The sequence below is a fragment of the Hymenobacter daeguensis genome, assembly GCF_054780555.1.
The window spans coordinates 143,724-157,291 of record NZ_BAAGWC010000006.1; the positions used below are offsets into that span (position 1 = coordinate 143,724).

Consider the following 13,568-nt stretch of genomic DNA (forward strand, 5'->3'; position numbering starts at 1 on the left):
GATTAATTGAGGATGACGAGTTTTTCGTATTTCGAAGCCACCGTATTGTTGCGTTGCGAGCGCACGCTCAGGCGGTACACGTATACGCCGCGGGCCAGCTGGTCGTCGTATTCGTCGCGGCCGTTCCAGGTAATGCTGTGCTGATGGGCTTCGGTGGTGGAAACGGTAGCGTTGAGGGTACGCACCAGGTGGCCGGCCACCGTGAAAATCTGCACCTGCACGTCGAGGTTGTCGGGCGTGCCGCCGGCCTGGTTGTGGTCGAAGAGAAACGTAGTAGAGTTGGCAAACGGATTGGGGTAGTTCAGCACATGGTCGAGGGCCAGCTTCTCGTCGCGGGCCACCATGAACTCAATCTCCTTCTCGGCCGAGTTGTTGTAGGTATCCCAGGCCTTGAGGCGCAGCGAGTGCGGCCCCACCGCCAGGTCCTTAAACAGGTTGTTGACGCTGCCCGCCGTGAAGTCGCCCACGTTCGACACGTAGCTATCGTTGAGGATGAGCAGCTTGTTGGGGTCGTTGTCGAGAATGGCCGTAATGTCGTGCCCGATGCCCGCGCCCGTGGTGTTGATGCCGCTGGCGTCGCTGAGGTCGGCCAGCAGCGTGGTATTCTGCGCCGTGAGCCCCCCGAACACGAACGACTTGCTGTCCATGAACAGGTTGATGAGCGGCGGAATCGTATCCTGGGCGGCGTTGGTGGCGGCCCCGCCCACGGCCAGCGCCCGGTAGCCGTTGGCATCGATGGCGTGCCCGGCATCGGAGGCGTAGAGGCTGATTTTGCCCAGGCCCCGGTTGTAGTTAATGTCCTTGGGCACCACGAAGCTGAGGCTGAACTCGCCGTTCACCACGTTGGCCTGCCCGCCATACACCACGCTTTCCTGAATGCTCACCTTCTGCGAATAGTCGCGCGGCTCGTTGGCCAGGGTCCGCACAATGGTCGGCTTATCGAAGATAGTCACCTGGGCCCGGCCCGTAAAATTGGCGTTCAGCGCCCCGTTGTTCAGCACCCGGCCGTGCACCCGGATGCGGGCCAGCGCCTTCAGTGTGGTGGTGGTATCCCAGCCGGTGCCGGCCGTGTTGCGCTGCCGGATGCTGTCCAGGATAACCGTCTGGCGGGGGTAGGCCAGCGTCATGCTCGGGTCGCCCAGCAAGGTGTAGTTGCGGTTGTTGATGCCACCGGTCAGGTAATCGTTCTTGCTCAGCATGATGGCATAGCCAATGTTCGGCATGCTGTTGTTGATGGGCTGAAGCACCCGCGTGAAATATTCTTTAATCAGGCCGGCATTGCCATAAGCGTCCACCACGCGTGTGGTGGTGAAGAGGCCCACTGCACCACCGGCGGTGTTATCCGTCAGCACCTGCTCGCCGGCCGACACGAAGTCGGGGTTGTCATAAGTGCTGAAATCACAGGTTCCGGTGGTGAGAAAGGTCAGGTTATTGGGATTGCGCAGGGCCATCACCGTGGCGTTGGTCACTATCTGCTCATCGGTCAGGCCCTTCGGTCCGCCGTGGCCCAGGTAGTTCACAATCAGCGAGCCCTGCTCTATCGACTGGTCGAAGGCGCGGCTGGCCTCGGGCGAGCGCTGCCCGGCGGCCACCGCCAGCTGCGGGTACAGGTCCAGGTACACTTTATGGATGTTGTACACCGGTGCGATGTTGCCAATGAGCCGGGCGTACGCATCGGAGCCTACCTGCACCGAATCGGTGATGAAAAGATTGCCGTCGCCATCATCGGCCGCCAGCGTCAGGCGGTTGCGCCACTTGCCGTAGGCAGCCGTCGCGTCGTAACCGATAACCTTGTCGACCACCAGCTGAGCCTGGGTGGCATCGGCTCGGCTGCCTTTGGGCGTACGCACGGGCAGGCGCCCCACGCTGATGTCCATCAGCTCGTTGCCGCTGTCGGTTTCCACCCACTCGCCTTCGTTGTCGTCGAGAAACGTGTAATAGTCATCAGAAGAATAGCTTTTTGCCGAACCGTAGAACGGCGTAAACGACTCCCGCGACTCGTAAGTGGGCACGTAGTTCTGGTTAGCGGCATCAAAATCCGCATCGGATTTGAAGGGCACCCGGTTGCGCCACCAGGTGGGCTCCAGGGCAGTGTTGTTGTACGGGTCCGACTTGTAGTCGAACGAAGCATCGCCGAATAGCAGCAGGCTCAGCTTGCGGTTGGAGGCCGGCCGGTTGTCGCGGTCGTACAGCTGCTTCATGAAGTCGCGGATGGCCGTTACATCCTGACCGCCCGAGCCGTACTCGTTGTACACTTCCGTGGTGGTCACCACCACGGTGCGCAGGTTGTCGTGGGCAGTGCGGTGGTCGGCCAGCCGCTGGGCCTGGGCCCTGAACGGCGGATAGGTCACGATAACCAAATCGAGCAGGGCGTTGGACCGGGCATTCAGCGCGTGCAGGTTTTGGTTGGCCACGCGGCCAAACGGGCGGGGCGTGCCAAAGGAGCCGCCCCGCTGAAAGGCCACATACTCGCGCAGGGTATCGGCCCGCGCCACAAAGCTGTTCGACGCTTCGATGGGCCGGCCCACGGCCTGGCGGGGGTCGGTCACGTCCCATATCACGGCATCGGTGGGCAGCGCCGCGCCGAAGGTGAAGCGGTTGGTGTTGCCGGGCCCGATGTTGGCCTGCGACCGGAATTCCAGCTGGGCACCGGCAAGCTTCAGCTGGCGCTCGGCGTTGATTTCCAGGTAGTCGAGGTAGCCCGCCGCGCTGGGGTCGCCGCTGGTGAAGGTGAGGCCCACCTGCAGGCTCGTGCCCGGGTTGGCCAGCGTGGCCGACATGGTGCTGCTCTGGATATCGGCAATGGGGGTGTATGCCTGCGAACTGAGCGCGTTCATCACCAGGCTGCCCAGCGGCGCACTGTTCAGCGTGAGCTGGAAGGTGCTGGAGGTACCGGCCGCCGCCACCGTCGAAGCCACCACCCGAATGGGCGAGCCGCTCACCAGGTCGGGCACCGTGCCAAACGAAATGGTTTGCTGGCCGCCGTTGCGGAAGCCCTCGCCTACCCAGGTGCGGCCCGAAGCCAGCAGGTTCGCCAAATCGTACTCGTGAAAGTCGCGGTAGGTGAAGTTGTTGACGGCAGCCGTGGCGGTGGTGGCCGGAATGGCCGCCGCCGTGGCCACCCGCTTGCCGGCCGTGCCGTCCACTTTCACGAAGTAGTAAGTGGTATCGGTGTAGATGTTGTTGCGGTGCCGGAATACGCCGCCCTGCGCCGTCCAGGTGTGCGCCCCGGGCGAGTAGAACAGGAAGTATTCGCCGTCGTCGAAGGTGTTATCCGTATTGCCGACAAACAGAATGTTGTTCTCGGCCAGGTCATCGGGGCGCTTGGCGGCATTGGCCTGGGGCAGAATGCCCATCGAGTTGCCGTAGAGGTGCAGGTTGTTGGGGTTGAGGCCGGCCAGGCTCACGCCCATCGCGCTCAGGGTGGCTTTGTCGAGCTTATAGACACCGCTTTCGGCCACGCCCATCTTGTAGCAGTCGCCGGTGCTCAGCACCGACGTGGTGGCGTACACGTGCGACGTGGTGGCGGTGCCCCGCGCCGCCGCGCCGGGCGCATAGCTGTAGTCGAACGAGCGCAGCCGTTCGGGCTGGCCGGTCTGGGGGTTGCGGCGCACGGGACGCAGGCGCAAAAACGTCACGGCCTGCTTGGCCTCAGTACCGGTGATGAGCTGCGCCTCGGGGCCGACAGGCAGCTTGCTGGCATCGAACAGCCGGGCATCGGCCGCCGAAAAGGCCTCATATTGCAGGCTGGTGAACTGGCCCTGGGCTGCCGCGCCCGGCAGCCGCTGGGCGTACCAGCCCACCTGGTCATTGTAGAGCGGCGGCGCATTGTCGAATACCGGCACTTTCTGCTTGCGGCCGTTGGGATAAGTCACTTCCGCATAGCTGCCCCACTTGATGTCGCCGTGGGCAGCTTTCGCGTCCGACTGGGCCCGGGCCGGCCGCGCCGCCCCCATCAATAAGCCCGCGAACGCAACAAAGAGAAAAAAAGGACGCATACGCAAATTGAATCTTAATTACCCGCCGCCAGCACCGTTCGCCACCCGTGTGGCCCGGCAACAGCGCCACCGGGCGGCAGGTTCACCCGGCAGTGGCTTCTTAACAACCAAATAATCTATTTATTGTAGCCGCCGCAGCGAATCCAATCAGCGGGCTGCCGTTTTTGGTACCGACATCAGCACGTAGATGAGCACCACCAGCGGCACCGCCGTAGCGTGCAGCACCAGCAATAACCCTGCCGCCAGCAGCACAAACAGAAACCGCCGCCGGTTATCGGCCCAGCGCAGGTTCTTGAACTTGAGCGCAAACAGCGGCAGCTCGGCCACCAGCAGGCCCGAAAGCAACACCGTGAGGGCCAGAAGCACGAATGGATTGAGGATGAAAGAGGTGATGCCAAACCGGTCGTCGGCCAGGATGAGCGGCAGCGAGGCCACCACCAGCGTGCAGGCCGGCGTGGGCAGGCCGATGAAGGAAGTCGTCTGGCGCGTGTCGTTGTTGAACTTGGCCAGCCGCAGGGCCGAGAAAACGGTGACGAGGAAGGCGGCGAATGGCAGAAATGGCAGGTGCTGCAATAGCGAAGGGGTGGTGGCCAGCACCAGCGGGTCGGCCATTTTCCCCATCAGCTGAAACAGCATAGCGCCCGGCACCACGCCAAACGACACCATGTCGGCCAGCGAGTCCAGGTCTTTGCCAATGGCCGACGACACGCGCAGGGCCCGCGCCAGCAGGCCATCGAAGAAGTCGGCCACGGCGGCGGCCCCAACAAAATAAGCGCCTGCGGTCAGGTCGTTGTTGAAAATGGCGGTCAGGGCCAGGCAACCAAACAGAAGGTTGATGCAGGTAACCGCGTTGGGCAGGTGTCGTTTCAATGAACAATCAGGAATGAGAAATGAGGAATACGCAGCCGGAGAACGAGGCGCGGGAACGGGCTATTGCCCGGTTCCTCGTTCCTCGTGCGGTGCGGCTAGTTCAAGAAAGGGTTGGCGCGGCGCTCCTCCCCTATGGTGGTAGCAGGCCCGTGGCCGGGGTACACCACCGTGGCATCCGGCAGCGTCAGCAACTCGTGCGCAATGCTGTGCAGCAGCTCGGCGTGGTTGCCGCCCGGCAAGTCGGTGCGCCCGATGCTGCGCTGAAACAGCACGTCGCCGCCGATAACCGTGGCCGTGGGCGCGTGGTAGAAGATGACGTGGCCGGGCGCGTGGCCGGGCGTGAAGCGCACTTCCAGCTCGGTTTCGCCGATGTGCACGGGCTGGCCGGCCACCAGCTCGCCGGTGGGCTCGGCGGGGTGGTACTGCGGAAAGCCGTAGTTGGCGGCGTAGGTGGGCACGGCGCGGAGCGTGGGCAAGTCGAGCCGGTGCAGCAAGAACGGCGTGCCCGGCCAGGCATCGAGCACAAACTGATTGCCGAGGACGTGGTCGATGTGGGCGTGGGTATTCAGTAGCAGCACCACGCGCAAGCCATTGGTTTCGATGTACTGGCGCAGGGCCTGCTGCTCGGCCGGCGCGTAGCAGCCGGGGTCCACGATGGCGCATTGCCGGGTAGCGTCGTCAATCAGCAGGTAGGTATTTTCGGAAAAAGCGTTGAAGGTGAAACCGACGACCGTCATAACAAGGCAGGGGATTTTAACAAGGTGGAAAGGTACGGCGCGGGGCGGAATGGGAATGAAGGCGAAGGTCGGCTTCTCATCCCTCATTCGCCATTCAGCGAAGCGTCCTTACCTTGCCGGCCATGACGGACTGTGATTTTCTGGTGGTGGGCCACGGCATTGCGGGCGCTACCCTGGCTTATGTGCTGCGCCAGCGGGGCCACCAGGTGCTGGTGTACGACCCCGGCCAGCCCAACTCGGCCTCCAACGTGGCCGCCGGCCTCATGAATCCCGTGGCCGGCAAGCGCTTCGCCCTCACCTGGGAAGCGGCCGAGTTGCTGCCCTTCGCCGCCGCGTTTTACCGCGAGCTGGAGCTGCGCTACGGCCAGCCGTTCTTCACCGAAACCCCTATTTTCAAGCTCTTTTGCTCCCTCGAAGAGCAAAACGCCATGCTGGCCCGCAGCGCCGACCAGCCGTGGGGCGATTTCGTGGCCGGCCTCACCACCGCCGACCCCGGCCTGCCGGGCGTGCACGCGCCCTTTGGCGGGGCCTGGCTCCGGCACGGCGGCTACGTAGCGGTGCGCGAGCTGCTGGCCGCCCTGGCCGCCGAGGGCACCCGCGAAGGCTGGCTCCGGCACGAAACTTTTGACTGGGCTCAGCTAGTTACCGACCCGGCCGGGGCCACCTACGCCGGGCAGGTGCGGGCACGCCACGTCATCTGCTGCGAAGGCGCGGCGGCCGTGCGCAATCCCTACTTCAGTTGGCTGCCCCTCACCCCCAACCAGGGCGAGGTGCTGGACGTGGAATGCGCCGGCCTGGCCACGGCTCAGGTTCTCAATCGGGGAGCCTACGTGGTGCCGGTGGGCGGCGCGCGGTTTCGGGTGGGGGCCACGTACCGGTGGCCGCCATTCAGCGACGGGCCCACGGCCGTGGGCCGCGAGGAGTTGGCCGCCCGCCTGACGGTGATTACCGACCTGCCATTTGCCATTACCGGGCAGCAGGCGGGGGTGCGGCCGGCCGTGCGCGACCGCCGGCCCCTGCTGGGCCCGCACCCGGTGGTGCCGGCCTTAAGCTTTTGCGGCGGCTATGGCTCCAAGGGCGTGATGCTGGCCCCCCGGCTGGCCGTGCTGCTGGCCGACTGGCTGGTCGGCAGGGCCGACATCTGGCCCGACATCCGCCTGCTGCGCTTTGAAAAGCTGTGGCTGGTCCACGCCCGCTGACGGCCTTTGCAAAGCGGCGGCCACCGCCGTGCTGCTTTACGCTGGCCGTTGCAACCTTTCCGCGTTAATTGCCTTTTAGTCAGTATGCGCCCGTTGCCAACCGGCGCAGTGGCCAGTCGTAAAACCGGCCGTATTTTTTTTAGGATTCCAACGGATTTATTTTCGTTTTTGCTCGTTGCTTCCATTATGATGATTTCCTTATTCACGAAGCGGACGCTGGGGGGCCTGGCGCTGCTGCTGCCGCTGCTGATTGCGCCCGCCGCCCGGGCCCAGACGGCGCAGGAGCCCTTTGGCCGGGTGCGTATTCAGTACAAGTCGTTTCGGTGGCAGCAGCTGAGCACGCAGAACTTCAACGTGATGTACTACGACGGTGGCGAGGCCAGCGCCCGCCGCGCCGCCGAGTACGCCGAGAAGGAGCTGCAGCGCATCACGGCCCTCATCGGCTACTACCCGTACTCGAAATCGACGCTGCTGTTTTACAACTCGGTGGGCGACCTGCGCCAGAGCAACATCGGCCTCACCGCCACCCAGCAGCAGATAAACGGCGGCGAAACCCCGCTGGCCCGCATGAGCAAGGTCCAGATTGCCTTCGGCGGCCAGGAAACCGAGTTCAAGCGCGAGCTCAGCACCCAGATTACGCAGGTGCTGCTGAACGACATGATGTACGGCGGCTCGCTGAAGGAAGTGCTGCAGAGCAGCTACCTGCTGCAGCTGCCCGACTGGTTTATCGGCGGGGCCTCGGCCTACGCGGCCGAGGGCTGGAGCGTGGACATGGACGGCTACATGCGCGACATGAGCAAGCAGTACCCCACCGGCAACCGCACGGCGCCGTTTTTTCTGCGCAATTCTACCCTGGCCGGCCAGAGCATCTGGAACTACGTGGCCGAGCGCTACGGCTACACCACCATTCAGAACATCCTGAACCTCACGCGCATTACGCGCGATGTGGAAGTAGGCATCAGCTCCTCGCTGAACGTGCCCTTCAAGGTGTTTCTCAAAGACTGGCTCGCCTACTACCGCGACCTCAACGGCCAGCCCGTGGCCACGCTGGTAGAGCCCGACAAGAAATTCCGGCAGAGCGGCCGCAACCGCCACGCCGATGTGTTCTCGCAGCCCATTGTGAGCCCCAACGGCCAGCAGGTGGCCTACGCCCAGAACGAGGGCGGCCGCTACCGCGTGGTGGTGGTGGACCGCGACGGCCGGCACCGCCACACGCTGAGCCGGGGCGGCTACAAAACCCCCGACCAGCAGGTAGAAACCCGCCTGCCCATCCTGGCCTGGCGCGGCAATGGCCAGGTGGCCGTGGCCGAGATGAGCCACGGCGAAATGTCGCTGCATCTGCGCGATGCCGACGGCCGGGGCATCGTGCGCCGGGTGCGCGAAGCAATTCGGTTTTCGCGGCCGACCTCGCTTTTCGCCGCTTATGACCAGATTCTGAGCATGAGCTATTCGCTCGACGGCAAAGCCCTGGCCTTTAGCGCCGTGCGCAACGGGCAGAACGACATTTACCTGTTGCGGGCCGGCAGCCGGCAGGTGGAGCAGCTCACCAACGACCTGTTCGACGACGTGCAGCCGGTGTTTCTGCCCGGCGGGCAGAGCCTGGTGTTCAGCTCCAACCGCTACCTCGACTCGGCGGGGCAGGCGCGGCCGGCCTACTTCCAGAACGTGGTGAACAACTACGATTTGTTTGAGTACCACCTCGATGGCCGCCCCACGCCGGTGACCACGCTGGTGAGCACCATCTCGAACGAAACCCGGCCCCGCGCAATTTCCGACGACGAAATTCTGTACCTCGGCGAAGAGAGCGGGGTGCGGGCAGTGTACCGCTACTCACTGAAAACCAAGCAGAAGTCGCTGCTCACCAACTGGCTGGCCAACACGCAGGACTTCGACTACAGCCCGGCCACCTCGGCGCTGGTATTCGTGGCCCCGGCCCAGGCCCGCGACATTCTGTACGTGTACCCCGAGTTTCCCTTGCCCGCCGCGCTGCCGCTCCTGAAAACAGCCCGCCAGCAAACCCTGGAAGACCGGTCGGTGGCCGTAGCCAAGCCGGTAGCGCCAAAGCCCGCCGCCCCGGCCCCGGCGGCGGCGGCTCCGGCCAGCGCCGACACTGCCTCGGCTCCGCGCCGCCCGGCCCGCAAGGCCACCGAGGCGGTGAATACCAGCGACTACCAGTTTGAGGAAGACGAGCCGGTGCAGGCCACCAAGCGCCGCCGCTCCACGGCCACGCCGGCCTCTACGGCGGCGGCAGCGGCGGCCAAAGCCCAGGCCGAGGCGCCGGCCCTGTCGGGCCCCTACCGCTACGACACCCGCTTCATGGCCGACAACGTTTCGACGGCCTTGTACGTGGACCCGCTGCTGGGCCTGGGCTTGCAGTTCAAAGCCGCCCTCACGGATGTGCTGGAAAACCAGCGCATTGATGCCAGCCTGTTTGGCCTCTTCGACCTGCGCACCAGCAACATCCGCGCTTCCTACACCAACCTCACGCACCGCTACGACTGGAGCGTGGCCTACCAGAAGCAGGCCTATTTCTTCGAGATAGAAAACAACCGCTACCGCTACGGCCGCCACGAGGTAGCGCCCACCATTGCCTACCCGCTCACGCACAACCTGAGCGTGCGCGGCGGCCCGCGCTTCGTCACCATTTCGCGCACGCAGCTGGGCAGCGTGGCCACCGAAACCGACAGCAGCTACAACTACCTGGGCTATACCGGCGAGCTGGTGTTCGACAACAGCATTGCCACGGGCGTCAACATGGTTTCGGGCACGCGCATGAAGGTGAGCATGAACAACTCGACCAACCTGGGCAACAAGGATGGCAGCTTCGGCAAGTTCGTCATCGACCTGCGGCACTACCAGAAAATCAGCCGCTCCATTGTGTGGGCCAACCGGGCCAGCTACGGGCAGTTTTTCGGGCCGCGCAAGCAGGTTTTCCGCCTCGGCGGCATGGACGACTGGCTGAATGCCGGCTACGAAGGCTCGCGCTTCCTGAAAGGCTATACGTCGGCCGACCAGCTATTTAACCAGGAGTTTGTGACCAACCTGCGCGGCTTCGATTACGGCGCGCTCAGCGGCCCGCGCTACGTGCTGTTCAACAGCGAATTGCGCATTCCCATTGTGCAGTATTTCGCGCATCGGCCCATTTACTCGGGCTTCTTCCGCAACCTGCAGCTCAGCGGCTTCACCGACATCGGCACGGCGTATTCGGGCACCAACCCCTTCAGCACCGACAACTCCTCCAATACCCAGCCCGTGTTTCCGGCCGGCAGCTACTTCTCGGCCACGGTCGTCAACTTCCGCAACCCATTCCTCATTGGTTATGGCGCGGGTATTCGCACCACGTTGCTGGGTTTCTACGGCAAGATGGACGTGGCCTGGGGCCAGCAGGACTACGTGAGCAAAGGCCCGAAATTCTACTTCACGCTGGGCTATGATTTCTAATGATTAATGATTAGTGGTTAATGCTACTAATTATCACTAAATACCTCCTCGTAAAGGGCTTCTGGCTAAATAGTCAGAAGCCCTTTGCTTTTTCGGATAACTTTGGTTTCGCTGATTTTTTGTTCTTTGCAGCATAACCACCGTCCCTTCCGCTATGAAAAAGCTGCTACTTCTCTCCCTGCTGGCGCTGAGCAGCGCCCCGGCATTTGCCCAATACCAAACGCCCGGCACCGGCGTGCGCTGGACGCTGGCCCAGCTGGCCGCCGCCGCCGGCTCCAACGTAGTGCTCACCGGCCCCGGCACCTACGCCGTGAACGGCAGCCTGCGCCTCAGCCCCACCGATACGCTCACCATCGGCACCAATGCGACGTTGCGCCTCGCCGCCGCCGCCCTGGTGACCGTGGACGGCGTGCTGCTGGTGAACCCGCGCGACTCGGTGAAAATCACGGCGCAGGCCAGCACGGCGCCGTTTAGCGGCCTCACGTTTTCGGCTACCAGCCAGGGCTCGCGGCTGCGCAAAACCATTGTGGAGTACGGCGGCGGCATTCGCGTGCTCGACAATGACCTGCTGCTCGACAGCTGCGTGGTGCGCTACCAGGTGTCGCGCATCGGCACCACCAGCACCAACAGCGGGGCCATCAGCCCATCGGGCGGCGCGCCGCGCATTCTCAACTGCCGCATTTACGAGAATGCGCGCTCCGGCATTCTGAGCCCGGCCAACCGCAATACGTCGCCCATCATCCAGAACTGCGTTTTCCGCAACAATGACACGGAGAATGCGAACTATCCGCAGATTAACCTCGGCATTGGCGGCGCTACTGCCATTGTGATAGAGCGCTGCCAGGTGCTGGGCGGCCCCTACAATATGGCCGGCGGCGTATCGGTTTCCAACCTGCTGGGCGCGGCCGGTACCACCACGGTCCGCATTCGCCAGAACCGCATTGCCAACAACCGCTACGGCATTGCGCTGCTGGGCGCGGGCATCAATGCGGCCGTTACCCGCAACGTCATCGAGAACAATAACATCAACCCCAACGCCAACACCGGCGGCAGCGGCATCAACCTGCAGGGCGGTGCTACGCTCAGCGGCGTGGCCAGCCGCAACGTGCTGCGCGGCAACCTCTGGGGCGTGACGGTGCTGCGCTCGTCCGCTTCAAGCCCCGGCCCTAGCATGAGCTTCGGCGACATCAGCAGCACCGATACGCTGAACGTGGGCCGCAACCTGCTCTACAACAACGGCAACGGCGGGCAGGTGTACGACTTCTACCTGAATACGCCCGACAACATGCTGGCCCAGAACAACGACTGGGGCACCAACTCGGCCGCCGTGGCCGAAAGCCACATCGTGCATCAGGTAGACCAGCCCACGCTGGGCCTGCTCAACTTTATGCCCATGCGCCCCACCGCCGTGCTGGCCACCCGCCCGGCTGCGGCGGCGCTGGCGCTGGCCACCTACCCCAACCCCGTGCGCGAGGCGCTGACCCTGCGCCTGCCGGCCAGCACGTCTGCGGCAATCAGCCTCCGCAATGCGCTGGGCCAGGTCGTTTATCACGCCGAAGCCATGCCCACCAACGGGCAGCTCACGGTGCCGGTGGGCGGGCTGCCGCAGGGCCTCTACGTGCTGGCGGTGAGGCAGCAGGGCCAGGCGGCCACGGCAAAAGTGCTGGTTGGGGAATAATTCGGGTCGGGTCGGGCGTATCTTTGCGGGCCGAAACCGAACCGCTGTCCGTGCCCTTACTCCGCGAAATTTCCACCCTGCTGGCCAAAGACTTCCGCCTGGAATGGCGGCAGCGGGCGGCGCTGGGCGGGCTGCTGCTCTACGTGGGCAGCACGGTGTTTGTGTGCTTTCTGAGCTTCAGCCTGCGCGGGGGCACGCCCCCGCCCCCGGCCTGGAACGCGCTGCTGTGGGTCATTCTGCTCTTCGCCGCCATCAATGCGGTGGCCAAGGGCTTTATGCAGGAAAGCCCCGGCCAGCGCCTGTACTACTACACGCTGGTGCGGCCCCAGGCCGTTATTCTGGCCAAAATCATTTACAACGCCCTGCTGCTGACGGCGGTGGCGCTGCTGGGCCTGTTTCTCTACACCGTTTTTCTGGGTAATCCCATTCAGGACCCGGCGCTGTTTGTGGCCAACCTGCTGCTCGGGGCCATTGGCTTTGCCACTACGCTCACGCTGGTGTCGGGCATTGCGGCCAAGGCCGGCGGCAACGGTGCCACGCTCATGGCCATCCTCGGCTTCCCGCTGATGGTGCCCATGCTGCTGCTGCTCATCAAGGTGAGTAAGAATGCGTTGGACGGGCTGGACCGCAGCGTGAGCCAGCAGTCGCTGCTGACGCTGCTGGCCCTGAACATGCTGGTGGGGGCGGTGTCTTATTTGTTGTTTCCTTTTTTGTGGAGGGGTTGAGTATGAAATGGACCTGGTGGAAAATCCTGACCGTGGTGTTCCTGCTGTATTCGGCGGTGGCGGGCTTTTTGCTGCCGGTGCCGCGGCTGCCCATCGTGAATGAGAGCATTCGGAACCTGTATTTCCACGTGCCCATGTGGTTTGCCATGATGGTGATTCTGGGCACGTCGGTGTTTCGCTCGATGCAGTACCTGCGCAACCCCTCGGCCCGGCTCGATATTCTCAGCCACGAGGCCGCCAAGTCGGGCATCGTACTGGGCCTGCTGGGCCTGGCCACGGGCAGCCTGTGGGCCAAATACACCTGGGGCGCCTGGTGGACGCCCGACCCGCGCCTGAACGCCGCCGCCGTGGCCATGCTCATCTACGGCGCTTATCTGGTGCTGCGCGGCTCGTTTCAGGACGAGCAGCAGCGGGCCCGCGTGTCGGCCATCTACAACATTTTCGCGTTTGCGGCGGCCATTCCGCTGCTGTTCATTCTGCCGCGCATTTCGGGCAACAGCCTGCACCCCGGCCAGACCGGCAACCCGGGCTTCAACAAATACGACCTCGACAGCACCATGCGCATGGTGTTCTACCCCGCCGTTATCGGCTGGATTCTCTTCGCTTTCTGGATGACCCAATTGGGCAGCCGGCTCGCCTTTTTGCAATTGAAACTCGATGAAAAATAACCTGCTGGCCCGCCTGGCCGGGGCCCTGTGCCTGCTGCAATTCCTGCTTTTCACCGCTACGTCGGCCCTGGCCCAAACGCCTGGCGCCGAGCCCGAAATGGCCGACGCGCTGCGGGTGAGCGGCAAAATCTACGTGGTGGTGGCGGCCGTGGTCATCATCGTGGCCGGCCTGCTGGCCTACCTGGTTTCGCTCGACCGCAAGGTGAGCAAGCTGGAAGAAGAAATAAAAAAGTAGCCGGGCACCCGCGGCCG

9 protein-coding genes are annotated in these 13,568 nt (G+C 63.8%); 6 read left to right on the forward strand and 3 right to left on the reverse strand.

Translation table 11 applies throughout. The features are described 5' to 3' along the window. Nucleotides 1-2: 2 nt before the first annotated feature. From porU to ACYVHT_RS09605, 3 genes are all read right to left on the reverse strand, one after another. Nucleotides 3-3,998 carry a type IX secretion system sortase PorU gene (gene porU, locus ACYVHT_RS09595; protein ID WP_460550440.1) on the reverse strand — a complete coding sequence of 1,332 codons (3,996 nt, stop codon included), beginning with the start codon at nt 3,996-3,998 and terminating at the stop codon, nt 3-5. A 147-nt stretch (nt 3,999-4,145) separates the two neighbouring features. Continuing rightward, entirely contained in the window at nt 4,146-4,868 is a 723-nt protein-coding gene (locus ACYVHT_RS09600; RefSeq protein WP_460550442.1) for a CDP-alcohol phosphatidyltransferase family protein, read from the reverse strand. Between the two features lie 95 nt (nt 4,869-4,963). Beyond that, nucleotides 4,964-5,605, reverse strand: coding sequence for an MBL fold metallo-hydrolase (locus ACYVHT_RS09605; protein ID WP_460550444.1), 642 nt, complete (start codon nt 5,603-5,605; stop codon nt 4,964-4,966). Between the two features lie 122 nt (nt 5,606-5,727). Here ACYVHT_RS09605 and ACYVHT_RS09610 point away from each other — a divergent pair, with 122 nt between their 5' ends. The 6 genes from ACYVHT_RS09610 to ACYVHT_RS09635 all read left to right on the forward strand — a co-directional run bounded on the left by ACYVHT_RS09610 (nt 5,728) and on the right by ACYVHT_RS09635 (nt 13,551). Continuing rightward, a complete protein-coding gene (locus ACYVHT_RS09610) occupies nt 5,728-6,804 on the forward strand; it encodes an NAD(P)/FAD-dependent oxidoreductase (protein WP_460550445.1) in 1,077 nt (358 codons plus the stop codon). A 186-nt stretch (nt 6,805-6,990) separates the two neighbouring features. Continuing rightward, complete coding sequence (locus ACYVHT_RS09615) at nt 6,991-10,245, forward strand: hypothetical protein (RefSeq protein ID WP_460550447.1); 3,255 nt, start codon at nt 6,991-6,993, stop codon at nt 10,243-10,245. Between the two features lie 154 nt (nt 10,246-10,399). Then, nucleotides 10,400-11,923, forward strand: coding sequence for a T9SS type A sorting domain-containing protein (locus ACYVHT_RS09620; RefSeq protein WP_460550449.1), 1,524 nt, complete (start codon nt 10,400-10,402; stop codon nt 11,921-11,923). Nucleotides 11,924-11,973: 50 nt separating this feature from the next. Then, complete coding sequence (locus ACYVHT_RS09625; protein ID WP_460550451.1) at nt 11,974-12,648, forward strand: heme exporter protein CcmB; 675 nt, start codon at nt 11,974-11,976, stop codon at nt 12,646-12,648. Between the two features lie 2 nt (nt 12,649-12,650). Beyond that, entirely contained in the window at nt 12,651-13,316 is a 666-nt protein-coding gene (ccsA, locus tag ACYVHT_RS09630; protein WP_460550453.1) for a cytochrome c biogenesis protein CcsA, read from the forward strand. Beyond that, nucleotides 13,306-13,551: a CcmD family protein gene (locus ACYVHT_RS09635; RefSeq protein WP_460550455.1), complete on the forward strand. Its 246-nt coding sequence runs from the start codon at nt 13,306-13,308 to the stop codon at nt 13,549-13,551. The genes ccsA and ACYVHT_RS09635 overlap by 11 nt, the downstream gene beginning before the upstream one ends. Nucleotides 13,552-13,568: the final 17 nt, after the last annotated feature.

Excerpts from the sequence above, each read along its gene's own strand:
- porU (WP_460550440.1), bottom strand. The coding sequence starts at position 3,998 with ATGCGTCCTTTTTTTCTCTTTGTTGCGTTCGCGGGCTTATTGATGGGG.
- ACYVHT_RS09605 (WP_460550444.1), bottom strand. The coding sequence starts at position 5,605 with ATGACGGTCGTCGGTTTCACCTTCAACGCTTTTTCCGAAAATACCTAC.
- ACYVHT_RS09610 (WP_460550445.1), top strand. The coding sequence starts at position 5,728 with ATGACGGACTGTGATTTTCTGGTGGTGGGCCACGGCATTGCGGGCGCT.
- ACYVHT_RS09615 (WP_460550447.1), top strand. The coding sequence starts at position 6,991 with ATGATGATTTCCTTATTCACGAAGCGGACGCTGGGGGGCCTGGCGCTG.
- ACYVHT_RS09620 (WP_460550449.1), top strand. The coding sequence starts at position 10,400 with ATGAAAAAGCTGCTACTTCTCTCCCTGCTGGCGCTGAGCAGCGCCCCG.
- ccsA (WP_460550453.1), top strand. The coding sequence starts at position 12,651 with ATGAAATGGACCTGGTGGAAAATCCTGACCGTGGTGTTCCTGCTGTAT.
- ACYVHT_RS09635 (WP_460550455.1), top strand. The coding sequence starts at position 13,306 with ATGAAAAATAACCTGCTGGCCCGCCTGGCCGGGGCCCTGTGCCTGCTG.